At 41.5% G+C, this 23,618-nt stretch carries 17 protein-coding genes and 1 pseudogene; 7 read left to right on the top strand and 11 right to left on the bottom strand.

What is annotated here, in order from left to right:
* Nucleotides 1-82: 82 nt before the first annotated feature.
* Complete coding sequence (gene mtnP / locus CH373_RS12835) at nucleotides 83-946, top strand: S-methyl-5'-thioadenosine phosphorylase (RefSeq protein WP_100713660.1); 864 nt, start codon at nucleotides 83-85, stop codon at nucleotides 944-946.
* Here mtnP and CH373_RS12830 read toward each other — a convergent pair.
* Nucleotides 937-1,776: an alpha/beta hydrolase gene (locus CH373_RS12830; RefSeq protein ID WP_341476347.1), complete on the bottom strand. Its 840-nt coding sequence runs from the start codon at nucleotides 1,774-1,776 to the stop codon at nucleotides 937-939. The genes mtnP and CH373_RS12830 overlap by 10 nt on opposite strands.
* The gene (locus tag CH373_RS12825; RefSeq protein ID WP_243393386.1) at nucleotides 1,773-3,140 is read right to left on the bottom strand and encodes an alkaline phosphatase D family protein; all 1,368 of its coding nucleotides are present in this window, start codon (nucleotides 3,138-3,140) and stop codon (nucleotides 1,773-1,775) included. The genes CH373_RS12830 and CH373_RS12825 overlap by 4 nt, the downstream gene beginning before the upstream one ends.
* A 62-nt stretch (nucleotides 3,141-3,202) precedes the next feature.
* Here CH373_RS12825 and CH373_RS12820 point away from each other — a divergent pair, with 62 nt between their 5' ends.
* Entirely contained in the window at nucleotides 3,203-5,005 is a 1,803-nt protein-coding gene (locus tag CH373_RS12820) for a methyl-accepting chemotaxis protein (protein WP_100713661.1), read from the top strand.
* 39 nt (nucleotides 5,006-5,044) lie between these two features.
* On the opposite strand, the pseudogene CH373_RS12815 reads toward CH373_RS12820, so the two are convergent.
* A pseudogene (locus tag CH373_RS12815) lies at nucleotides 5,045-8,575 on the bottom strand (PAS domain-containing sensor histidine kinase); the annotation flags it as partial.
* A 382-nt stretch (nucleotides 8,576-8,957) separates the two neighbouring features.
* Between CH373_RS12815 and CH373_RS12810 the strand changes: the two are divergent.
* The 3 genes from CH373_RS12810 to CH373_RS12800 all read left to right on the top strand — a co-directional run bounded on the left by CH373_RS12810 (nucleotide 8,958) and on the right by CH373_RS12800 (nucleotide 13,593).
* Nucleotides 8,958-11,918, top strand: coding sequence for a DUF2339 domain-containing protein (locus tag CH373_RS12810; RefSeq protein ID WP_100734099.1), 2,961 nt, complete (start codon nucleotides 8,958-8,960; stop codon nucleotides 11,916-11,918).
* A complete protein-coding gene (locus tag CH373_RS12805) occupies nucleotides 11,908-12,801 on the top strand; it encodes a M48 family metallopeptidase (RefSeq protein ID WP_100713664.1) in 894 nt (297 codons plus the stop codon). The genes CH373_RS12810 and CH373_RS12805 overlap by 11 nt, the downstream gene beginning before the upstream one ends.
* Before the next feature lie 63 nt (nucleotides 12,802-12,864).
* A complete protein-coding gene (locus tag CH373_RS12800; RefSeq protein ID WP_125169964.1) occupies nucleotides 12,865-13,593 on the top strand; it encodes an SIMPL domain-containing protein in 729 nt (242 codons plus the stop codon).
* Nucleotides 13,594-13,833: 240 nt separating this feature from the next.
* On the opposite strand, the gene CH373_RS12795 is transcribed toward CH373_RS12800, so the two are convergent.
* The 6 genes from CH373_RS12795 to CH373_RS12770 all read right to left on the bottom strand — a co-directional run bounded on the left by CH373_RS12795 (nucleotide 13,834) and on the right by CH373_RS12770 (nucleotide 19,266).
* Nucleotides 13,834-14,724, bottom strand: a complete 891-nt coding sequence (locus tag CH373_RS12795; RefSeq protein WP_125169966.1) for an SHOCT domain-containing protein — start codon at nucleotides 14,722-14,724, stop codon at nucleotides 13,834-13,836.
* Complete coding sequence (gene csrA / locus CH373_RS12790; RefSeq protein WP_100713666.1) at nucleotides 14,675-14,935, bottom strand: carbon storage regulator CsrA; 261 nt, start codon at nucleotides 14,933-14,935, stop codon at nucleotides 14,675-14,677. Before csrA ends, CH373_RS12795 begins: the two co-directional genes overlap by 50 nt.
* Complete coding sequence (fliW, locus tag CH373_RS12785; protein ID WP_100713667.1) at nucleotides 14,936-15,385, bottom strand: flagellar assembly protein FliW; 450 nt, start codon at nucleotides 15,383-15,385, stop codon at nucleotides 14,936-14,938.
* Between the two features lie 105 nt (nucleotides 15,386-15,490).
* Nucleotides 15,491-16,756 (bottom strand): flagellar hook-associated protein 3, encoded by a 1,266-nt coding sequence (locus tag CH373_RS12780; RefSeq protein ID WP_100713668.1) that lies wholly within the window; start codon nucleotides 16,754-16,756, stop codon nucleotides 15,491-15,493.
* A 35-nt stretch (nucleotides 16,757-16,791) separates the two neighbouring features.
* On the bottom strand, nucleotides 16,792-18,702 hold the full coding sequence (gene flgK, locus CH373_RS12775; RefSeq protein ID WP_100713669.1) for a flagellar hook-associated protein FlgK: 1,911 nt from the start codon (nucleotides 18,700-18,702) through the stop codon (nucleotides 16,792-16,794).
* Between the two features lie 30 nt (nucleotides 18,703-18,732).
* Nucleotides 18,733-19,266, bottom strand: a complete 534-nt coding sequence (locus CH373_RS12770; protein ID WP_100713670.1) for a flagellar protein FlgN — start codon at nucleotides 19,264-19,266, stop codon at nucleotides 18,733-18,735.
* 273 nt (nucleotides 19,267-19,539) lie between these two features.
* Here CH373_RS12770 and CH373_RS12765 point away from each other — a divergent pair, with 273 nt between their 5' ends.
* Nucleotides 19,540-20,655, top strand: coding sequence for a M23 family metallopeptidase (locus CH373_RS12765; protein WP_100713671.1), 1,116 nt, complete (start codon nucleotides 19,540-19,542; stop codon nucleotides 20,653-20,655).
* 23 nt (nucleotides 20,656-20,678) lie between these two features.
* Here CH373_RS12765 and CH373_RS12760 read toward each other — a convergent pair whose 3' ends face one another.
* Nucleotides 20,679-21,704: a DUF3089 domain-containing protein gene (locus tag CH373_RS12760; RefSeq protein WP_100713672.1), complete on the bottom strand. Its 1,026-nt coding sequence runs from the start codon at nucleotides 21,702-21,704 to the stop codon at nucleotides 20,679-20,681.
* Nucleotides 21,704-22,789, bottom strand: coding sequence for a hypothetical protein (locus CH373_RS12755; protein WP_207761463.1), 1,086 nt, complete (start codon nucleotides 22,787-22,789; stop codon nucleotides 21,704-21,706). Before CH373_RS12755 ends, CH373_RS12760 begins: the two co-directional genes overlap by 1 nt.
* Here CH373_RS12755 and CH373_RS12750 point away from each other — a divergent pair.
* The gene (locus tag CH373_RS12750; RefSeq protein WP_100713690.1) at nucleotides 22,788-23,408 is read left to right on the top strand and encodes a hypothetical protein; all 621 of its coding nucleotides are present in this window, start codon (nucleotides 22,788-22,790) and stop codon (nucleotides 23,406-23,408) included. The two genes, CH373_RS12755 and CH373_RS12750, sit on opposite strands and share 2 nt — an antisense overlap.
* Nucleotides 23,409-23,618 lie beyond the last annotated feature (210 nt).

Raw genomic sequence — 23,618 nt, 5'->3', positions numbered from 1 at the left:
CGAACTAAGTTTACAAGAGTCCCATATTTCAGATCTTTGGACGCAAGAATCTCAGGATCTGAAATGAAAAGGAGACTATCATATGTCCATGAAAGTTAGGGCAGCCGTAATTGGTGGGACCGGGTTGTATAGCCTGGATGGAATGGAAATGGTAGAGGAAATTCTCCCTGAAACTCCTTGGGGAAAACCTTCCGACACAATCAAGATAGGAAAAATTCAGGACAAACTAATTGCTTTTTTACCTAGGCATGGAGTCGGGCATTTTTTGATGCCTCATGAAGTTCCGATGAAGGCGAATATCTGCGCTTTAAAAATCCTCGGTGTGGAAGAGATCCTGGCTTTTAGTTCTGTAGGAAGTCTTAGGGAAGAAATAAAACCTTTAGACTTTGTGCTTCCCTCTCAGGTAATCGATAGAACTAGGGGAAGAGATTCTACTTTTTTCGGGAAAGGAGTTGTCGCTCATGCTCCTTTTGCTGATCCATTCTCGGCAAATTTAAGCCAACGTATTAAGAAAGCTGCAAGTAAAATCGGACTTCCGCTTCATGAAGATAAAACTCTTGTATGTATGGAAGGTCCGCTTTTCTCGACAAGAGCGGAATCTCACATGTATCGCTCTTGGGGTGCGGACATCATTAACATGACAGTACTTCCAGAAGCGAAACTAGCTAGAGAGGCCGAAATCGCGTATCAAATGGTTTGTATGGCTACCGACTACGATTGTTGGAGAGAAAGTGAAGAAGCAGTCACTGTAGAAATGGTTATCGCCAATCTGAGTAAAAATGCTGAGACCGCAAAAAAACTTTTAGCGGCAATGATCCCAAGCCTAGGCAATGGAGATGACCTGAGCCTAAAACAAAGCACGAAGTTTTCTTTGATTACTGCTCCGGAAAGAAGAAACCCGGACACAGTTGCAAAACTCAGAGTTCTTTTTCCAGACTACTTGTGAATCGATAGTTTGGCGAGTACGGACTCGAGCCCTTTTTGGTACTCCGGAAAAAAGGATAAATCATTGTGAGTTCCACCTCTTATCGGATGGAACTCAGCATTTACCCCAGCGGATCTCGCGATTTCGAATAGTCTCTTTCCTTGTTCAAAGGGCACTATTTCATCGTGCGTTCCGTGAAATACATGTAAGGTGGAGCTAATTTCTTTTATCTTCGACGCTGAATCAAATTTATAGGATAGAAACCAAGAAGGCAAAATAGGATAAAACTGTTTCGCAAGGTCAGCCATAGAAGTGAAGGGAGTTTCTAAAAGCACTGGGCTGCGACTGCATTTGGTAGCGAGTTGCACCGCAACTCCGGTTCCAATCGATCTTCCAAAAATAACTATGCTCTCTACCGAATATCGCTTTTTGTCCCGCAAATAATGATACCAAAGGAGAGCGTCCTCGTACATTCCCTCTTCCGAAAGCCTGGCCTTACTTTTTCCGTAACCTCTGTAGTCCGTTATCAGAATATCCCAGCCTCGAGGAACAAAATCCTCCGATATTCCGCCCCAGGTTCTAAGACTTCCTGCGTTTCCATGAAAGTATAAAATTACTCCCTTCGACTTCTTTAAGTTGGATTTGAAATAAATTCCGTAGATCTTTTCTTTGCTCGGAATCTCCAATTCTATTTCTTCGAAGTTCCCTGGAAAAGAATACCGATAGTCGGCGGGAAGAGCCTCCGGAAAAAATATCAATTTCTCCTGATTGAAGTAAATTAGTCCACCGCAGCCAAGTACAAAAAGCGAAAATATTCCAATAATATAATATGCTATCATTGTGAACTTCACTTTGCGAGAATTTCCTGGAGCCACAGCTCGCTTCCGTCCTTATCAAAAACTCGAATCGACAGTTTTCTAGAGGGTAATTTTCCCTTCACCTCAATCACGGCAAAATTCCTCTTATCGTCCACCAAGGTTCCCGGAATTCGAAGAGGATTTTGTTCGGTAATCGGTGGATGCGGACTAGAGGTAAGAGGAGATACTGTCAGGTCATAAATCGGATAAGGCTGGTCTTCGGATAACAATGATAACTCCGTAAAATGCCTGTCACCGGTTAGGAAAACCACGTTCTTAATTTTTAGATTTCGAATTGCGGACAGTAACTTATCCTTCTCTTCCTCATAGTTGGAAAAGTTCTCGAAGACCTTTAATGGATTCAAGACCTGTCCACCTACTGCTACAAATTTGAACGTGGCTTTGGAAAATGCCAAACCATTGATTAACCATTCTAGTTGCTTATTACCGAAATAGGATCTAGGTTTTATCGTATTTTCATTGGCGGTTCGAAACATTCGATCATCTAACAGAAAAAATTGGACATCTCCCCAAGTGAAGGATCCGTAAATTCCTTTTGAGGAATAATTCGGATTCGCCCAAAACAGTTTGAACAGCTCTTCCGCGGTTCCTTTCATCCAAAAAGAGGCATCTGAATCGTTCGGGCCGAAATCGTGATCATCCCAGATCGCATAGTGATGAACACTCGCGAGTAAAGGCTGCAATTCTGGTATGGAACGCTGTTGCGTGTATCGATAAATAAAACCAGTCCTGGAATCCCAGTCCGGTTCCCTCAAATATATATTGTCACCGAGCCAAAGCATAAACTGAGGAGACTTTGCCAGAATAGATCCAAAAATATTGTAATCCCCTCCATACGGTTTTGTCTGAGTATCGTATTTGGGATCGTTTCCAAATGCGCAACTTCCTAAAGCAAAACTGAAATCCGGCGGACCTGACTTTGTGCCGATCCAAATGGGCAAGGTTCTGAAAATCTGAAGATGTTTTTTCTCGGAAGGTCTGTCATTTACAAAAATCGTGTATGCATATGTTTTTCCGGGTTCCAAAGGTTGAGCGACTAAATGAGCCACATTTCCATTAATCTGCTGTGTTAAAACCTCGGAGGTCCTGTGCTTTGCAGTTGGTTGATCTAAAGCATGATACTCGGCAAAGACTTTCGCAGGAATTTTTGTCTGAACCCAAAGTTTTACCTCCCTCGCGCTGGAATATCCAACCATGGGACCCGACTGAATCTGAGGGTAAATCTTACGTCTCCATTCCTGAGTTAAACTTTTCCCAAAAATTGGGACAAAAGCCGATAATAAGAATAAGAGATGGACTAGTAAATTTCTGGACTTTGCGGTTCGATTCCGTCTCATATTCCGGAACTTTGCTTTGGATTAGTACAGAATCAAACTTTATTTAAGGGAATTGAATTAGAATGGAAGCTAAGGAATCAAGGCGCTTACGCTGGGGATTAACCGTTGGATTAGAATTAATGACGACGATCCTTGCCGTCCCTCTAGCAGTTTTGTTTGTTATTACTGCCGGTGGATATGATCTATATAAATCAATCGTTCTGATTATCTGCTCCGGTATTGCTCTTACTACTTCCTATTATGCTCCTGCGATAAGATTTATTTACTTAGGCTTTATGCTAAGACCATTGGAGCAAGACCGATGGACTAAACTCAGTCCCGATCAAAAATCACATCTAAAGAAAAAAATTCTTAACTTTCCGGTCTATAATTCGGGGTTTTTCGTCGTGCAATGGACCGTCGGAATCCTTCAAACTGTCTTTACTCTTAGGTTCGGATTCGAACCAACTAATTTAGAATTGATCCCTTTTGCATTTCTCTCTACGATCATTTATCCTGTTTTAGGGATTTCTCATTTCTTTTATACAGAAAGCAAGTTCGCCGGATTGTTAGAATCTCCAACTCTTCGATCCATTCATGTAGATCGAGAAAAAATAATTAGAGTTTCATTATACTCTAGAACTGTTGCGACAATTGCTGGGATCGCTATTCTCCCTGTTACCGTCTTCGGTTATTTACTCTTTGAAGAGACCACAGGTTGGCTAAAACTGGGAGATGTTTCTGTCGCACTTGGATTGACTCTGTTTTTACTGGTTATCGCTGTGATCATGACTTCTTCGCTTTTTGCAGGATCGATTCGCAGAAATTCCGGTAACCTTGTAGAAATATTCGGTGAAATGTCCGATGGAAAATTGACTGCGTTTCTTCCGATGGTTTCGACCGACGAGTTGGGAAGAAGCAGCAAAGAGCTAAATGACTTTATCAAGCGACTTCGCATAATCGTGAAAACAGTAATCAAGGAAGCAGAAAAGCTTTCTGAAAGTTCCAAAACTCTAGAACAAAACACTAGCGATCTCTCCAAAAAAATGCAGGACCAAGCTGCTTCTACCGAACAAATGAGCGCAGGGGTTGAAGAGATTGCAGCTTCGATCCAATCTACTGCAGGCCGTGCCGAAAGCCAAACCGGTATCGCAAAAAAAGCCACAGACTCCCTAGCTGATCTAGAAAATAGAATTCGTACTGTAAACACATCTTTGGCTGAGACAAAAAGCGACGCGGACCGAATGAGAACAGAAACCGCAAACGGTGAGCAAGCTCTCTTAGGGACTCAAAAAGCTATGGAAGCGATAGAAGCGAGCACTGCAAAAATGGGAGCCACAGTGAACGTAATCCAGGACATTACCGATAGAATCGGGCTTCTATCTTTGAATGCAGCGATCGAGGCAGCCAGAGCTGGCGATGCCGGAAAAGGATTTGCGGTAGTTGCGCAAGAAATCTCTAAGTTGGGTGAACAGACTCAAGATAATGCAAAGAGAATTCGTGCCGCCATTACCGAAGCTCTTGCAGCCACAAAGGGCGGCAGGGACGTGATTGAATATACTAAAGCTACGTTTCACCGAATCGGAGAGACAGTAGGATCTACTCTCAGTCGCATTGCATCGGTTGCTCAGCAATCCGATTCTCAACTCCAATCTAGTTCCGATGTTCGAAAAGCATTTAGCGAATTAAATCGTTCGGCTGAAGAAATCCGCAGTCATACTCAGGAGCAAGCCCAGACCTCGGCCGAATTTAGCAAGACGATCGCTTCGATTTCGGAGACTACGGAATTTTTAAATCGGATTGTTTCTGAAATAGATATTTTAGCGAGTAAACTTGCGCAGCAGGCAAATAGCCTAAAAGCAGAAGTAGACTTCTTTAAGACCTAGTCAGGAAAAAGTTACTTTTCCAATTCTCGTAAATTCTATTCACCTAACAGAATGGAAGGTTTTCGGCAGTGTAACTTTAAAAGTTGTCTTGCCCGGTCTGGACTTCAGGTCAATTTTCCCGCCGTGCTTTTGTACGATTCGACGGGAAATGTCCAGACCTAGACCACTTCCTTCTCCAATTCCTTTGGTCGTAAAAAATGGATCAAAAATCTTGTGAACATTCTCTTCCGGAATTCCATGACCTGTATCCGAAATCCATACGATGATATCGGAATCGGTTTCTCGAATTTCAATTCTGATCTTGCCTTTGAATTGCATGGCTTGCAAAGAATTGTAGATCATGTTAGTCCAAACCTGGAGCAAGTCGTCTGGAAAAGCCAGAATCTTTGGTCTCGTGTGAAAGTCTAGTTCTACTTCTACACCGTTTCGAATCTGGTTTCGATAAATCGTAAGTACAGTTTCTATATTGGAAGCTATATCGGTCTCTGTTTTTCCGGCAGTCAGATCGATATGCGCATAGTTTCTTAATGCATAAACAATTTTTGATGTTCGGTCGACCGCCAGTCCGATCGATTCCACATTTCGTTTTACTTGGATCTCTTCCAAAGCATATTCTAATAATAATGCGTTTCTTGCTTTTGAAAACAATCCTCGATATTCTTTAAGAGCATCCTGCATTCCACAGTCTACCAACTGGTCCGCGATATCGTGAGCATTTTCAAATTCAAGTTTTTCCAGTTGGTCTCTAAGTTCTCGCAGTACTTTTCTCCTTTCTTCTCTATCTAAAAGGGTTTCGGATACATTGATTCCCTTTCTAATAAAAGAAGAAATGCCGGAAACATATTCTGGATCCGCCTCTTGGAAGGCTGAATTCAGTTTTTCTAATCTTTCCGCGGAACTGTTTAGGTAAGCTTTAATTTCTCCGCTTAGTGCAGAAATGACTCCGAGCGGATTATTGATTTCATGAGCGATACCCGCAACCAATTGACCCAAGGCAGCCATCTTTTCGGAAAGAATCAGTTGCTCCTGAGTTTTTTGTAGATTCTCGAGAGCGGAGGCCAACTCTTTTGTTCGGACTTTTACCGCCTCTTCTAATTCTACCTGAGTTTCTCTACGCTCCGCATTTAACAATAGTTGCGTGGCCTGTTCAGAAACAGTTACGATAAATTGCTCTTCAAAATTCTTCCAAGACCTCGGCTCACCACGGTGTTCCACACATAGCACTCCGACGATTTCGCCGCGCATAAAGATGGGTGCGTCTAATAATGCTCTTACTCCGATCGGTCGGCAATGGGTCTCTGCAAATTCAACAGTCCTTGGCTCGTTGAAGACATCCATGACTCTTACTGCCCGTTCCGACTGGAGCGCGGTAAAATAGATCGGATAATCAGACATTCTTATATCGTCTGCAGGAGAGAACACTTCGTTGTTAGCATCCCAGCCATCAATGAGAGTAACTCGATCCGGGTCATTTTTATCAATCAACCAGACTGAAATGCGATCGCATTCCAGAGTTTCGGCTGTAATTCGAGAAATCTTTTTCACACCTTCTTTCAGATTTCCGCTCGCAAAATCATGATCCGTTGCAATCGCCAACAATGAATTTGCCTGAAGAGAAAGTTTTCGCGACTCTTCGTTTCTTTCTCTTTCGGCCAGTTTTACTTGAGTCAAATCCTTAGTGATCGACAACAAACAAGGAGTTTGGCCTATATTAACAAGCCTACCTGAAAGTATGGTATCAACCAAGGTTCCATCTTTTTTTCTAAACTGAAATTCTTGATCCCGAATGATTCCTTCCTTTTGCAAGTCCAACATGAATTTGTCCCTTACTGAAGTATCTGGCCAAATTCCAAGATCGTAACTGCATTTTCCGATTACTTCTTCCTTTGTAAACTGGAGCAATTCGGTGAATCCGTAATTTACATTTTTATAAATACAATCCGGAAGTTCTGTGATTGTAATTGTATCCGGATTTAAATCGAAAACCTTTTGGAAGAGTTCCGTACTTTCTTCCATTTGCATTAGATATCTATCACGTTCTGCTTCTACTTTCTTCTTGTCGGATACATCAATCAAAATAGCCAAAAGTTTTACCTTTCCGCCGGACTTGAAGAATCGATTTCCGGAAAGCACGTGGCGATCGGTTCCATCTCGATGATTGATTATCGCCTCAAGATTTCGAATCCAGCCCTTCTCCTCAATCTCCTTCTTCAACTTTTCGCGATCAAACTGTGTCTTCCAGATTCCTAGCTCATGAGAAGATTTACCTATGATTTCTTCTTTGGAATAACCGATTAACTCACAGTATGACTCATTTACATTTTGATAAACTCCGGTCTCAGCATCGGAAATGGAAACTGCCGCTGGATTCAGTTCGAAAATCCTTTCGAACAAATCCTTGCTCAATGCAAGTTCCTCAGATAAGATCCTCGCCTCTTCCTCTGCTTTTTTCTTTTCAGTAATGTCTACTGCATGAGAGAGAAACATTCTCTTTCCGTCCGAAACCACCAAGCGACCAGAGAAAAGTACATGTATCCTTGATCCATCCGATGCCCTAGTAACCACTTCAAAATTACCGATTTCTTCTCCTGCACCCACTTTTTGAAAAATTTGATCTCGAACCGAAAGTACATCATCCCAAATTCCGAGTTCATTACTCGTTTTTCCGATGACCTCTTCCCTTTTGTATTTCAGGACCTTTAGAAATCTTTCGTTCACATCTACAATTTTCTGAGTCTCAAGATCTGTGAGTGCGACAAGAGAAGGTATCAATTGAAATAAAAGCTGGAATCGTTCTTTGCTTCTTTCTAATTCGGTTGCTAAAGTTTCTAGTTTTACCCTCGCAGCTTTAATTTCGGTTAAATCATGTCCTATCGCTAAAATTCTTTGTTCACCAAAAAAATCTAATATACGAGCCGAAAATAAGAAAGTTCGAACCACACCATCTGCTGTTTGCATTTGGATTTCTATATCAGAGACAGCTCCGTGCTTTTTAAGTTGGCTGATTACCTTTTCCCGATCTCGGGTATTATAATAAACCCCTAGTTCAAGAGCAGTTTTTCCGATAACCTCATTCTTCTGTCTACCGATGAATTTTAGAAATCTATCATTTACATCCAGATACTGTCCTTCGATATTCGAAAGTGTGATTGCAGAAGGATTCAAACGGAAAATTTGTTCTAGTATTTCTTCTTTCTGTTGAATACGATCGAACAGAAGTCGACGGCTTCTTTCTTTGCGGACTCGTTCCGTAATAGGAACGGTACTAATCAGAATTGCGGGAGCATTGTTGTATTCGATCTCCCTTGCTCCGAAGAGTACCCAGTATTCATCTCCCTTTGAACTCCAGAATGGAAGATTTAAGTTCTTTATCTCCCCTTCTTTTAACAGTCCTTGGATAATTCGTTCCTTATATTGGTTCGGTACTTGAAATCCGGTTTCAAACACTGACTTCCCGAACACTTGTTCGGTGGATAATCCAGAATTTTCTCTAAAGCTTTCGTTTAATAATATATAGTTCCAGGTGGATTTTTCCAGAATCGCCAGCGGGACGGGATTCTTCTCAAAAAATTCATGCAGAATCTTAGAGTCTAACGAGGATTGATTCATAAGGTCGTTGCGATAAAGGTACCGGGACACAGGTTCCCTCTATAATGAGACGGTGGATTACGCGGTATGCAATGATAATTATTAAAGTAGCCCTTGTCAGCTTTTGGAAAATGTTTAGAGAAAAACAGTGAAGAAACCGCGGTTATCGAATGAAAGATTAGTAAAGACATAACTAATCTCCTACTGTATAGCGCTTGAATACGTTACTCGCGCGGCCTGGCAGTTTGAGCATACAATAAAGTCAATCTTACCACAATTGGCTTTTGAAACCTGCAGGAACATGTATTAAAGACTTAGAAAAACCATTTACATCATATAGGAAGAATATTAAATCGATCTCCCGATGATGGTACTCGCCGTTCTTGCCTCTATAGCCCTCCTAGCGTTCTGCTTATTCCTTCTGATGAGAATACAAGAATTGTCCGATCGGATCCAAAGGATCGAGGAAATAATTTATTCTAAATCACAGGAAAAAATTCCGAAAGCCGAAAAAACTAAACCGATCGAGACTTCCCCACCAGTCTCTGTTCCGGAAAAAAAACAGGCGATCGAAACCCAGGAAAAGAAAGCAGAGTTCGCTTATACCAGTGCTTCGGCCAACAAGGAAATTTCGAAACCAGTAGTTCCTACAAAATTAAAACAGGAAAAATCTGAGGCATGGCAAAAGTTCGAAACCGCCTTTGCCCAAAACTGGACCGGAATTCTCGGGAGCATCATCCTAGTAATGGGGGTCGGCTTTTTAGGAATTTACGCGGCATTACAAATGAACGCTTTTTTCCGTTTCCTACTAGTGCTAAGCATTGGAGCGGGATTGTACGCAGCATCTATCTACTTAGTTCGAAAAGAATTTTGGAGGCAGGTTTCGTATTGGATCAAAAGTGCATCCGGAGCAGTTACACTGTTTGCATGTATAGGTTCGGTTTCAATTCCTGGGATGCACTGGATCGAAAACCAGTATCTTGGATTGCTATTAATCCTGGCAGGAATCGGAGTCAATCTTGCGTTTGCATGGCAGGCAGCCGGACAAAGATTCGCAAGTCTTCATATTATACTAAGTCTGGTCTCGCTGATCATTTTGCCCAAATCTAGTATCGTTTTTGGGATCATAGTGATCGTCTCACTTTTTAGCTCTCTCCTTTCCTACAGAGCAAAGTGGGAATTCCATCTAACGCTGACAGTTGCTTCTTACCTGATCGCAAACTTGATATACGGAAATAGTCTGAACAGCGGCGAAAGCGGATCGGATCCATCCACCATGAGAATCATCGGTTTGTTCGGAACAGGCGCTGTTGGAATCGCTTCTTTATTGGTGCATTATCGAAGAGTATACACTACTTCCAAGTTTGAGATCACTCCTTTTGTAACTCACTTGGTGGTTTGGGCAACCATGGCCATTGGATTCTTACAATATTCTACAGGATCCAAATGGAATGTTTTAATCCTAGGCATCGCTTCTGTTCCCACATATTTTCTCGCGCGTAGAGCAAAGAGTTTTGGGATCCGTTGGCTCCATCTTACGGATACCCTAGTTTCCCTTTTGATCGCTTCTCTCTCCATAATCTATCTGTTTAGATGGGAGATGGATCCAGTCTTAATCAATATTATCCTTTCGTTATTGCTCACCGTGTTCTTCCTAGTATCTTGGGAAGAGAAAGATAACGTACTCGGAAAAATTGGTGCAGCACTCTTGCATCTTTCCTGGGCGGGATATCTAATTATCTCATTATTATGTTTCGAAAAAGAAAGCATTTACTGGTATCTGGTAGCGACATTGCTTACGCTGGGGATAAGCATCGTGCCCCAAGCGTATGATTCGTTACGATTCAAAGATAGAAAAAACTCCATCGACGATATTTACAATTTTTCAGAAAAAGAAAAACTGTCTCCGTCAGGTCTATGGACCGGGCTACTTGCTGCGCTTTTATGCTACCAGATATCTTCTATAGAACACAGTGAGATCTTTGCTTCGTTTCTTTTTATACTCTTACTTATATTTCGACAAAAATTCCAATGGAACGGAATCGCAATTGGCTTAATTCCTTTTATCATCGCGCTACACATTCTAGTAATTCATCGAGGCTCGGACAAAGAAGGTTTCGATTTTTTACGAATTGATCTGCCTCTCGTTGTAGCGATTTTACTTCTCATTCCGCTTTCCAAAAGAATCTACTCAAACGGGGAGAGCGCTTACTATTCCAAATTAGGAGTTATTTTATTTTCGCTTCATCTGATCACTCACACTTTCACGATAGGCTCTGAACTTTCTCCTTTCTTACCCGGAATTCTAGTGCTTCTGTATTCTCTTTTATATTTGGACACTTACAAACTTATCTCAAACCAAGGGGGAAATTGGAAAGGCACATGGAAGGACTCGATATATTCCGCAAAGGGTGCCATCGGTATCTTAGCATTCGGCTTCGTGGCCTTGTTCTTAATCATCCATGCTGTCGTACATTTGCAGTCCGAATTTATCATAGGTTGGTTCAAAATTCGATTCTTAGTCCAGATATTTGCAATCGCGTGCTTCCTGTACTGGGCGAATTCTAAACCAGCAAAAGAAGAAAGCTCATCTCTTTGGAACAAACTGCCTCCTCTTTTCTGGGAACTTTCTATTGTATTCGGAGTGATCGCGATTTCCTTCGAAGTGCCGAACGTATGGCTGCCAGTTGCATGGATTTTATATGCGTGGTTGCTAGAATTCTTATCCTGGAAATTTTCCGAAGAACTATCCAGGCTACGACTATATGCGCTCCTACTCTTCTGGGTTTCCTGTGTTCACACAGCTTTCTTATCTAGCAGCAACACGACACCAAGTAACTTCTGGGCAGACCAAGAATGGGTAGGAGGATTGGTCGGCGTATTCGGTCAAGTTTCCTATTTAGTTAGGGCGTATTCCTATACGCCGCAAACCATTAAAGCTGAGCCTGGATTTGTTGAAAAAATTCAGGTCAGATCCGATAAGCTCTGGTCTTTAAAAAATGTATTCGTGTTCTATCCGGTCTTTGGATCTATCGCACTTTTCTTATATTGGAGTTTTGAGCATTCAATTCTAACCCTACTTTGGATGATAGAAATCTTTGTAGTCTTTATAATTGGACTGAAATTGAGGGAGAGCCAATTCAGACTGGTTTCTCTCTCCGCGATGGTGATTTGTTTGATTCGCTTAATATTTTGGGATTTGAAACAGTCCTCAACGATAACGCGCGCTATCGTCTTTTTAGCAGCCGGAAGTATTTTGATTCTTATGAATACGATTTATAACAAATTCAAAAATTCGGAAAAGGAAAGCAAGAATGGAACTTAAACAAAAGATCTGGTTGATTCTGCTTTTATTATCCGGTGCAGGATTAAGTTTTCTAGTGGTTCGATACGAAGTCCAGGTCGAAAAACCGGCCACCTTGGCTCCGATTTTTCAACTACTCGGCAAACCAGTAAAAACAATGGATCGCGCCTTTACTAAGATTTTGCCTGTAAATGATATGGATGAAAAAGAGTTGGGAGATGCAATTGCGGACCGATATTCTTCCTACACAAATGATTCGAGTCGAGACTATCTGTATGTTCAGAGCATAGTAAGCGGCCTGACGGTGGATAATAAAAAAGGATTTTCCTATAGAGCCTTTATTTTAGAAGATCCGCATCCAAATGCGTTTGCAATGCCGGGGGGAATTATTTTCGTAACTACTGGCTTATTAAATCTTCTTCAATCGGAAGCGGAACTCGCTGCAGTCATAGGCCACGAAATCGGACATATAGAATTATCTCATTGTATGGATGGAGTTCGATTCGAATTACTGACCCGAAAGATTGGCTCGGCAACACTCGGAGAAATTGCTGATATAGCGGTTGGTCTTTTGCTACGACCTTCATTTAGCAAAAATCAAGAAGCAGAGTCCGATGAATACGGTTATCAAATATTGCAAAGAGAATTATACGATCTTTCAGCCATGGGCACTACGTTTCAAAGGTTAAAGGAAGCATCCGATTCGCAAGGAACGCAAAGTACTCCTCTTGAAGAATATTTTATGACACACCCCTATTTGGAACATCGCTCCGAAAAATATGCTAACCAGGCAAAGGTTGATTTTAAGATGAGCGAAATATACTACGTGGGTCGCAGGAACTTGAAAGAAAGGATAAATCGATGGGAAGAGGATTTCCCAGAGGAACACCTAAAGGGTAAGTAAAAATAGAATCGGTCCTTACTAAGATCAGTACTATGAAATGATTTGGTAAAGGCCTGGAAATTTTTGAAAGTAATCACGGTCTTAAAATCTATGAATTTTTCTAAAAAAGCCTCTTTTCTATTCGGCCTGCTATTCTGTATAACAAGTACGATTGCCGCTAACGAAAACAAAGTAATCACAGTTACCGGGCGAGGAAGGGTTACCTTGCCAGCTGAGATAGCCGAGATCAGATTCTCGGTTGAAAGCGAGGCAAAGACTGCGGAAGAAGCCCACGAGAAAACCGCGTCAAAATCCGATTCAGTTATTAAGCTACTGAAGAGTAGAAACGTAAAATATCTGAAGACGGAGGGAATTCGTTTAACACCGCAGATTGAATATTCAAAGATAAGTTCCTCCGGGTCCAACAAGGAAATCAGAGGCTATTTTTCTTCGAATTCAGTGGTATGTCGCATAACCTTGTCCGAGGCCGGAAAGCTCCTGGATGACGCAGTCAAAGCGGGTGCAAACCAAATTTCTAGCATCCGATTTTTGGCAGAACCTGAAAATGATGAAAAGGCCTCCCTTGAAGCTCTTAGAGAAGCATCAAGGGACGCAAAAAAGAAAGCAGAAACGGTACTGAGTGCCCTAGGATTAAAATATAAAGATATTATTGAGATCCAAACCTTCGATTCCGGATATGATCCATCCAACCAAGGAGCAATCCGAACTTCATCTAAAGAAGGCGTCCAGACCCCAATAGAAGGTGGCACACTTTACAGGGAAGCTACAGTTATCTTACGAATTTCGTACTAAAAATTCTTTAAAATTCTGTTCTAGACCGGTGAAAAAAACTGTGTCTTAATTACCACATTCTAAGATATGGTACCAATGGAATGTTTTCATGGAGTCTGGCTTTCGGGCCAGGTTCAACGGAAACATATATCCAATTCTCTTCACTATTCTCACTACGTGAGCAGCCCCGCAAGGGGCTGCTCCGGTCTTTTGAAAATCGTTTTTCAATTTCAGTTCATTTAACAGAATTTGTTAGATGAATTATAATTCCTTTAATAACTCTGCTTTTTTGCGTTCATAGTCCTGCTTCGTAATCAATCCCTTCTCGAGCAGATCTTTTAGAGCCTTCAATCTACTCTCTAAGTTTTTATCAACTTTCTTGGTTGGAAGAGATTCATTTTTGGGAGAGGACCAAAACTGTTGTCTGACACAGACTTTATTTTTTTCTTCTGAAATGGCGCCTGCCAAATTTGGCTTTGAAACGTACTCAATTCCAGATGGTCTTATTTCAGATAAAAAAACTTCATTCTGGCTGCCCGTATTAGATTCAGAAACCGCGAATAAAGTCCAATCCCTAAATCCGTAGGGAACCTGAAAGTCGATTACTTGGCCGATTTCCACAAATTCGAGGTAGATACATTCTGGAGTATTCCTTAAATAAAATGAAGTCCTTCGAATTCTCAGACCAGGTCGAATCTGATCTTCCTTTTTCATCAGTATCAAATATGCTTTTGGAGCACCGTCGGGTATTCCGTTCTCTGCCTCGAACAAAAGATTGGAAAGTATTTCTGCTTCGACTTCGTTTACGATTCGAACCGGGTCTCTGGAAGTCACCGTAGAATCGACCACTCCAATATACTTAAATAAACTTCCGATCCTAGCTTTGAATTCTTCCTTTTTGTCCGAATCAAAATTCGCACCGGTCAGCAGGGTTCCTGCAACCGGCCTCCAATTTGGAGGATCAAGAAATCTAGGCTCTTCGGAAATTCTATTTATATAGAAGACTGCAACTGATTCCGAAGTCGATGCGATCGACTTGATTTGAGTTCCAGAGCAATTTATAAAAATATAAAGTACAAAAATAAGTAAAAGAGTGAATCGATCACTCTTTGTTTTTCTTACTTTGATCGCCTTTTTTAAGGATACTGCCAATTTTTCCAAGTTCCTCGGGCTTTATTTTTGTGCCGGCGGCCTTTCGGTTTTCTTCCTGAATTTCTCGATAAACCTCTGCGCGATGAACGGAAACTTCCTTAGGGGCCTTTACTCCAATTTTTACTTGGTCCCCTTTGATATCGACAATTACAATTTCTATATCGTCTCCGATGATTATGGACTCGTTGGTCCTTCTTGCAAGAACCAGCACTTAAGACATCTCCACCGTTGCACTCTCGATTATTTTTTCTCTTACGGAGTGAAGTTCATTTCTCGAGATGAATTGTCTTCCGACTAGATTCGTTTTATTCACTAGAATAGGGCCTTGTAAATTCGCGGTCATGGCAGCAGGGTCGTCATTTGGTATCGTTACGATAACAAGGATTAAAGCCTGAGAAGAATCTTCAATCCCTAACTGGGACAATTCATCAGTAGGAATCAGTGGTTTATACTCTTTTTTGAAAAGAGAAGGAGGAATTACTACAAAAGCTAAATCCACTTCCTCAATCGATTGGAGCCATTTAAACACGGATTCTTCATCTTCTTCAATCAAAGCAAAATTCTTATAGCTCGAAAAGCCGAGTAACCCCTCCGGAAATCGAATAATCTGTTTTTCCGATACTCTTATTGCACCGAAAGGTTTGCTTTGGATTTCAACCATTGTCCGACCTTATTGATTTTAGCCTTTTTTAGGCCTTAGTTTTATTTTTCGCATTTTTCAAATGAATTCATCCGGCAAATTTAAACCGATTTAATCGTGCACACTTTACCGCAGGAAGTCCATTAAAGTTGGCTTAATGATTTTGGAACCTACATTGAGCGCATATTGATGAATTGTTTCCAACCATTTAAGATTCATAATGGTCTCCGGGAAATCAATGCCTTCGTTTTTCGCTAACAGTTCCGTCATATAAGACTTATCAAAATCTAACCGTTGAGAATGTTCTTCCATTCGATTCATTCTCGCACCCGTAATCGCACGATATCTTAGAATATTTTCTAGTGCTAAATCGAGGTCCTGTAAATCCCTTCCGGAAATCCTTTCCTGGTCCTTCTGAATTAAGTCATTTCGAAACTGGATCAAAACGTCAAAAACCGAAAGACCAGTTACTGTTGCCGACTTACTATAGTTATTCGGTGGTTCCGAATTTGTTGAGTCGATTAGTCCGATGTCTCGTAGAACAGTGCCTCCGTCGGTATCTTCTAACCAGACCTGATGCGGAGCGGTCGAACTTAAACTGATATTATCTTGAGCCAGCTTATTCGCTTTTACTTCGATCGGAGCATTGTTTATTTTATCGATGATATCGTCGATCGTGTCCCCGGCGGAAACCTGAATTTCGACACCATCGATTTTGAACTTCTGATCAGATACAGCTACATATCCGGAGTTGTCCACTCGACTCGTAACGCTCATATTGGTTCCCCAGAAAACTTTGTTTCCTGGAATTGTTACTGGAATGTACTCACCTTTTTCTATTTCTCTAAGTTGCTCACCGATATCGCCCCTGTATTCAACGCCGATATATTGATTCTTAAGCTCGAGCCCTTGCAATCCCTTGATTTTAGATTCTATCGGTTCAAACGGAGGTCTTTCGATTACATGGCCGCCGAACAAAGGTCTACCAGTAGCATCTCTAGTATTTGCTATGTCGACTAACGCGCGTAATAGTTCATCGATCTCTTTTCCTACAGCAACCTCGAGTTCGAATCCTTTATCTCCTTGATAAATACCGTTCGAAGCCTGAACTGCGAGCACTCTTGCTCTTTGGAAAAGAGAGCCTATTCTATCTAACTCTCCGTCAATCTGTTGCAGACGACCGTAACCGTCGTCGATATTCATTTGAAAAGTATCTAATTCGTTTAATCGAGAACGGAAGAACATTTGATTTGTTGCCCTTCCCGGCTCATCGGAAGGCAAACGAATTCTTTGCCCGGTTCCGAGCTGATTTTGGGTCTCGTCTAGTGCGGTCTGATGACGATTCAAAGTTCGCACCAGTGTATTGTTCTGCATCATGTTAGTGATCCGCATCATGGCTTCGCCTCCTTGCTATTCCCCGCGGAATGTTATACGCCTAAACGATTAATGATCGTATCCAGAATTTCGTTCATGGTGTTGATCATCTTCGCCGAGGCGTTATAAGAATGCTGGAACTGAACCATATTGGCCATTTCCTCGTCCAAACTGACACCCATAACGGATTGTCTCATGTTTTCCAATTCCGTCATCAGGTCGTTTTGGATTCCCCACTCTTGTTTTGCTTCTCTTGCTTCCGTGCCTAATTTAGATATTAAGCTATTATAAAAATCATCTGTGGTCTTTGAATAGTCTACCATCACAGGATTGTTCCGAAGTGATGATGCTACGAGCAGAGCGTTCCGTCCATCCTTGTGACCACCCGGTGAATTGTAATCTCCGGTTCCGCCAACATCCTTTCCTCTTGCTGCGGCAATGTTCGCAACATTGTTCGCGATCTGTTCATGAATTCTAAAATGAGAAGAGGGATGAAAATGCGGCGACAATGTAATATCTTCCGGTTTAGCTTGGAGCTTCGTCATTTCACCCAAGCGTTTATAATCGTACGCTCCTGCCGGTCCCGAAGCCATTAACACACCTGTTAATCCGACCAAAAGATCACCCGAATCTTCTAAGTGGCGAATCATAAAGTTCTTCTTCGGAGTATCTTCAGCGATAGTGGCCTTTACTGCAAATTGGTTATCGTGGTTCATATAAGCGACAATGCCTACTTTAGATGCATTGATTCGTTTAATAATCCCGTTTAATGTATCATTTGCAGTGTAAGGAATTAGTACGGCGGTTTCCTTTTCGTCAGGCCGATGGAATGTCAATGTTCCGGATATTCCGATAGGGCGATCCGGATCCAAAGTATTTTTTCCGGTTACGCGAAAGATAGCGGTCGTATCGTTTTGACCGTCGCCATCGTAGTCGTATTCCCCGAAAGTATTCAAAGATAGTGATCGAATATTAAAGAAGTTTAAGTTCGTATTTCCGTTAATACCGAATCCGTCTTTGTGAATTTCGTTAATCACGTCCATGACGTTGATTGCGAGTGAATCGACTTGATCAATTTTTTCCCTCAGAATTTTATCTCGAACTTCAATCAAACCTTGAAGTCTTCCTTTTCTGAGAAGTACCGGATCACCTGTTTGGGCCCAATAAAGGTCCAATAGCCCATCTTTATCAGGGTTTCCTAATATATTAATTTTATTCGCCTTGCCGCCTTGCACCAAGATCTGTTGTCCGATGAAGACCATAAGTTCATCTTCATCGCTTCGGCCGATCGTAATGTCTGTCAGACCCGAAAGCTCTTGTAGGAGCTCATCTCGTTTGTCATACAAGTCGTTTGGTCTATCGCCGAGTGCTTCCGACTTCGCAATTCTTTCGTTTAACGTACGGATATTCTCAGCTATCGTGTTTAAGTGTAGTGCGTGGGATTCTATTTCTCTGTTAGCTTGGTCCCTCAACTGGAAGAGCTTACGATAAACATCTTCCATTCTGCTCCCTAACCCTTGAGCTTTTTCTAGAACCACAGATCTGTGTGCGTTGTCTTCAGGATAATTCGCGAGTTCTTCCCATGAAGACCAGAATTTATCCATCAATGTTCTTAGTGTCGTACCAGTCGGCTCGTTAAAAATGGTTTCTGCCTGATACAGATATTCGTTCTTTGCCGCCCAAAAATCCCGTACGCCAGAAGTCTCGATGATACGATCGTCTATAAAATTATCTCGAACTCTCTCGATTGCCGCGATTTCGACACCCTGCCCAATCTGCCCTGGAAGGTGAGCCCGATTTAGGGAAGGTTCATAAAGCGGATCCGTCGCGGTTAAGACAACTCTCTGTCTTGAATAATGCTTGTTATCCGCGTTTGAAATATTATGGCCTGTAGTTTGCAAAGCCTGTTGATGAGCAGAAAGACCGCGCTTTCCGATTTCTAATCCGGAGAATGTTGAACCCATTTTTACTCTCCTCCTCTCCTTTAACCTTTGTTAAACGGAAGCGTTAACCAATACGGATGAACGTTTCTTTTTGGAACGGGCAATGCGTTCCTCATCGCCGTAAGTCGCGACTTCTCCACTCCGAGAATTTTCCCTCATTGCCTCAATAGTCGCCTGCAAAAATGCCTGCCTAGTTTGGAGTAGTTTATCGTTTGCCTTTATCCTATCTTTGAGCTTGTGAACGATATCCTTTAATCTTGTTCCTAACTGCTTTAGCTTGTAACCCGAGGTACGATCGAGCCGATTCAAAAAATCGGAAAGAGTTAAGGAGTCAGTTTCCAACTGAAGATCGCGCTCAGTTTTAAAAACATCTTCTATGGATTGCATGCGAACTCTCTCTAGTTCACTAGCATGTACGATTAGTTCGTAAGTTTTTTTGGAGATCCTCTCAAGACTCTTGCCGTCTGCTTTTGTGACTGCATCTGTTTTATCTATTTCTAATTTTAGAATTTCTGAGTACAGGTGAATTTCCTCTTCGAAAAGAGAGGAGATTCTATCCAACCATTCCTCTTTTTGTGCTGCCATAGTTCGGTCCCTGTTCCTTCCCATCGGCGAAACTGAGATTTTTATTAGGGGTTTTTTGGAAACGATTCGGAAATACGGGATTTTCCTAGTATCCAGAAAAATGAGACATATTATTTTTCATATCAATAGAGTGAAAAGCCGACATTCTCAGATTCTGATTCCAGAAACCGGATTTTAAGTACTGAAAAATCCGTTCTGAGAGACCGTCTATCGTGACTGTTGAAATAAATTTCCTGTAAACGTCTTATTAAGACGATGATGAAAAGATCACAAATGAAAATAAAGCCAATCGCCGCTAACAAAACTTGTTCCGCCTTCTTAATTCTATTTCTGATCGTTCCTTGCTACTCCCGGCTTTTCTCCAAGGAGAAACAGCAAAAAAATAAGGAATACAAGACCGCATCTGTTTTACCGAAAATCTTAACCTCATCTTCAAACAAGAATCAGACACTAAATTCAAATCGCAAAATTGCAAACTCTAAGAATGCAACGCCTAAAACACAAAAAAGCCAAGCACGCACGAATGGTGAGATTATAGAGAAAAAGGAAGCTCTGTTTTCCTTTACATTGCAGGGCAGAAAGTTCAGCCAAGGCGAAATGTTGATCCTTAAAGTAAAACCGGAAGAAAGGCTCTTTTCCAAACTAGATAGAATCAAAGTAACTTGGGAAGGCAAAGAGCAACCAGTTACAAAAACAGAAAACGGCTTTTGGGCTTTTATACCAATTTCTCCGGAGTATTCCAAACCAGAGGGAATTTTGGAAATCACAGAGAAGAACTTGTTTCGACTCACTGAATCGAAAAAATATGAAATTCCTATCTCTAAAAGAAGCTTTGCAGTTTCTAAAGTTTCACATTTGACGATGGATTCAAAATATACTTCAGAAAAACTTACAGAAGAAGTGAAGGAATTCATACGCAGATGTTCTGAAGCCAAGGCGAACGCTTTCGAAAGTAAAACCGATCTGCAAGTAGCATCTGACTTTGAATATCCCGTACCTAAGCCAAAGTTAAACAGCCCATTCTATAAACGTAGAATTTATAACCGACAAAAAGGAAAACCACACGGGGGCGTAGACTTTAAAGGGAAAAGTGGAGATCCTATTTTCGCAATCAATGATGGAACTGTAATATTGGCGATGCCTACTTACTATGAAGGAAATTTCACAGTTATAGACCACGGAATGGAAATTTATTCCCTCTATATGCACCAGTCTGAACTTCTAGTAAAAACCGGCGACAGGATTAAAAAAGGAGATCTTATCGGAAAGATTGGATCAACAGGGATGTCCACCGGTCCCCATCTACATCTTGGACTAAGAGTTCAAGGAATCATGCTCGACCCCTTATCCCTCATTCAAACAAGTTTGTTCCGCAAATCCAAACTCTGAATTTCCAGCGCTTTTCCGTTCGACTATTTATTTTCGGAAAAGTAGGAACTCACACGAACTACTGCATTCGTTCGTATATTCGAATAAAATAATGCATAGTCTGCCACGTGATAGTTACCGTCCCACCATCCGCCGTAACCTCTTGCGTTCGGTTTGGTAATCCTTAATAAACCATTTTCGCACTTGGCTCCGCATAGACCGGGATCCACTCGGTCAAAAGAAAATGGCACTCCGCCAGAGTTGAAGGTTTCACTTACTGGCTCACTATCCGACTTCCAAGAAAGTGGGTTTACGCAAATATAAGGCTCGGGGGGATCATGCGGAAGTTTTGCAATTTTCCCGTTTTCACCGACGGACCTCCAACTAATCAAACATCCTACTTGATCTGCGCGTGAACAAACCTGAATCTTTTTTAAAGAGTTTATCGGAATTGCTCCACCAATCAAGTACGCCGCAACTAATTTATTCTGAAGTTGTTTTCCATCAAATCGATCAATTAATAAACGAAGAGCGTGTCTGGTTCCTTGACTATGGGAAGCGATAAGAATCGGCCTTCCTTTATTCCAAGTTTGCATATAGTGATCGAAAGATAGTAGCACGTCTTTGTAGGCAAGCTCTAGAGCCTTCTGCCCGCTTTCTTTCTCTACAAATGAATAGATTGTGGCCTGCCTGTAACGCGGAGCAAAAATTCTTCCTACCTGATTGAAAACGCTCGCTTGCTTTTGAATGGTGCCTTCGTCAGTTTTGTTATTTACGTTTTCGTAATCTAAGGATGCATTCCACTCCCTTCCAAAAAAAGTGGTAGGGTGAATGAAGAAGATGTCCACCTTTCCGTCGCCGGTAATCGGAGCCATTCCAGAATTTTCAGGAACATTCTTCGCAGGATTTTGGCGATCAGGATGAGCCGCCCAGTTTTCCATTTTCGAATAGTCTGGAGCAGAAGGCTGGGAAATTTCCGTAAACGGCTTAGGTGGGCGAATTAACCATACGCAGGAGCAATAAAAGAAAACGAAGAAAACTAAAAGCGGCTTTAGAAGATTTTTTTGCATCAATCCCGTCGCACATTATTTAAGATGAATTCAGTAGATTCTTCGTGTTTTCTCCCTTTAATCAAGCTCTCCGCGATCTGGATCAATAAGGTATCACTCTGATTTTTATCATCGTAAACGAATATTCCGGTTTTTGCATACCTTGGGCGAAGAACATCGTAATAAGTCCAGCACTGACCGATAAACTTGTCCCCAAAATTCTCCGGGGTCAATTCATTCACTTCTTCGATGTCTCCGCGCTTTTCCTTGATTTCGATATATTTCTTAAATCCCGCAACATACTCTTCAAATCGCGTAAAAGTTTCAGGATAATAGAAAATCTTAATATAGGGATATCGATTTGGATCAGTTTCGCTAGAAGAAATGATTCCAGCAATTTGTCCAGTACCTGTTTTGTCCTCAAACGAAAGATCCTTTGGATTATGAAAATAAAAATCTTCCGGAAGTTTGAAAGATAAATGTATATCGTTATTGTACAGAAGTCGTTCAGATTCGTCAAACTTCCAGTTTGTTAAATCGGCTTCTTTGAAGTCGGGTTTTAGCATCATATAAGCGACCCAACCTTCCGTAGCCTGCAAAGATTTAAAACTACCAAGACCTGATGCTAACACCAAGATTCCAAGGAATCCAATTTTATAATATAGTTTGTCGTTCAACAACCTCAGCAGTAAGACGACTCCAGAGTAGACTGAAACAAAGAGAATTCCCGACCGATTTGCAAAAAAGCCAGAAACGTAGCAGATAAATATTGATAGAAAAAAGTAGATCGTTTCAATCCAGGGAACTAGCACATTCGTAGGCTTGGCCAGACCTACTTGGACCAGAATATCCGGAAGTTGTTTTTTAGACTCAAGACTTTGATAAGCGAAGGCGATCCCCCAGAATAGAAAGGCTGAAACAATATATCCAATAAATGCAAGCCCAACCATCCAAAGGATAGGCAAATGAGATTCATGGTATAGAAGAAAGTAGACCGCAAAAATCGAATATACTACGAAGAGTTTTTTCGTTAAGGAAAGTTCTTGCAACCATCGAACGTAGTAGGTTCCCTTTTCCCATCCCGGAATTGCACGGAGCCAATTCATGAACCAGATCACCCAGTTTTTCTCCAACTTGAAAGCGGATTTTGACCGACTGAGTCAATCCATAGACGACCTGGTCAAGACCTATAACGCCATCGTTCAACTACTTGAGCTTGTTTCCAACCTCTTTCCGTTGGATTTAGTTTTGGTTTTACTATTTTCAATTCCCTTATTATTGGTACTTAATAGTCTTTCCCCTTCATCTCCGAGAATTAACTATACGTTTTCCGTCGTATTTGTATCGGGCTTACGATTCTTTTTACAATATTCTATTTCTCAATCTTGGAATCTCTGGCCGGTTCTTAAGACTTTACTCCTACTGCTCTTGCCAGCTTACGGACTGATTCTTACAAAATTTGTTTTTTCTTGGGTTCGAAAATTTTACTCGCGAAAAAAAGCGCTTTCGCCTGCAAACTTTGAACTGGGAATTGGTAGGCTACAGACCGCTTACAGAAAACTTATCGCTGCATCGTACCAAGATTTATCGGACAAAAAATCAATTTTAGAGGACCGGATCGAGCCTTCAAAGTTTTATCCATTGTTAGATGAACTGGAATTAGAAATAAAAGGAATTCGAAATCTATTAGAGAAGGGCGAAGGAGAACAACAGCGATTCAGTTAACAGTGCAACACTTTTACTGAACGAAATTTGTAGGAGCTCCTACGAACTTCCCCTCGCCAAAAAGTTCTTGCGAAAAAGATGAAATCGTGAAACTGAGGTTGGTACTTCCACCGCACCGGCCCCCGCCCAGGAAGTGAAGAACCGGGAACATAGGTAACACTTTAAACCGGAGACATGGGTTACACTTTTGGTTGTTGAATTAACCTTTTT

This window comes from Leptospira perolatii (genome assembly GCF_002811875.1).
Lineage (GTDB): Bacteria > Spirochaetota > Leptospiria > Leptospirales > Leptospiraceae > Leptospira_B > Leptospira_B perolatii.
The sequence above is the reverse complement of the archived record's forward strand: the minus strand, read 5'-3'. Positions and strand labels throughout refer to the sequence as shown.

Bases quoted from the DNA above. Each gene is read 5' to 3' on its own strand.
- mtnP (WP_100713660.1), top strand. From the start codon at position 83: ATGTCCATGAAAGTTAGGGCAGCCGTAATTGGTGGGACCGGGTTGTAT.
- CH373_RS12825 (WP_243393386.1), bottom strand. From the start codon at position 3,140: ATGAGACGGAATCGAACCGCAAAGTCCAGAAATTTACTAGTCCATCTC.
- CH373_RS12820 (WP_100713661.1), top strand. From the start codon at position 3,203: ATGGAAGCTAAGGAATCAAGGCGCTTACGCTGGGGATTAACCGTTGGA.
- CH373_RS12810 (WP_100734099.1), top strand. From the start codon at position 8,958: ATGATGGTACTCGCCGTTCTTGCCTCTATAGCCCTCCTAGCGTTCTGC.
- CH373_RS12805 (WP_100713664.1), top strand. From the start codon at position 11,908: ATGGAACTTAAACAAAAGATCTGGTTGATTCTGCTTTTATTATCCGGT.
- fliW (WP_100713667.1), bottom strand. From the start codon at position 15,385: ATGGTTGAAATCCAAAGCAAACCTTTCGGTGCAATAAGAGTATCGGAA.
- CH373_RS12780 (WP_100713668.1), bottom strand. From the start codon at position 16,756: ATGCGGATCACTAACATGATGCAGAACAATACACTGGTGCGAACTTTG.
- flgK (WP_100713669.1), bottom strand. From the start codon at position 18,702: ATGGGTTCAACATTCTCCGGATTAGAAATCGGAAAGCGCGGTCTTTCT.
- CH373_RS12770 (WP_100713670.1), bottom strand. From the start codon at position 19,266: ATGGCAGCACAAAAAGAGGAATGGTTGGATAGAATCTCCTCTCTTTTC.
- CH373_RS12765 (WP_100713671.1), top strand. From the start codon at position 19,540: ATGAAAATAAAGCCAATCGCCGCTAACAAAACTTGTTCCGCCTTCTTA.
- CH373_RS12760 (WP_100713672.1), bottom strand. From the start codon at position 21,704: ATGCAAAAAAATCTTCTAAAGCCGCTTTTAGTTTTCTTCGTTTTCTTT.
- CH373_RS12750 (WP_100713690.1), top strand. From the start codon at position 22,788: ATGAACCAGATCACCCAGTTTTTCTCCAACTTGAAAGCGGATTTTGAC.
- CH373_RS12755 (WP_207761463.1), bottom strand. From the start codon at position 22,789: ATGAATTGGCTCCGTGCAATTCCGGGATGGGAAAAGGGAACCTACTAC.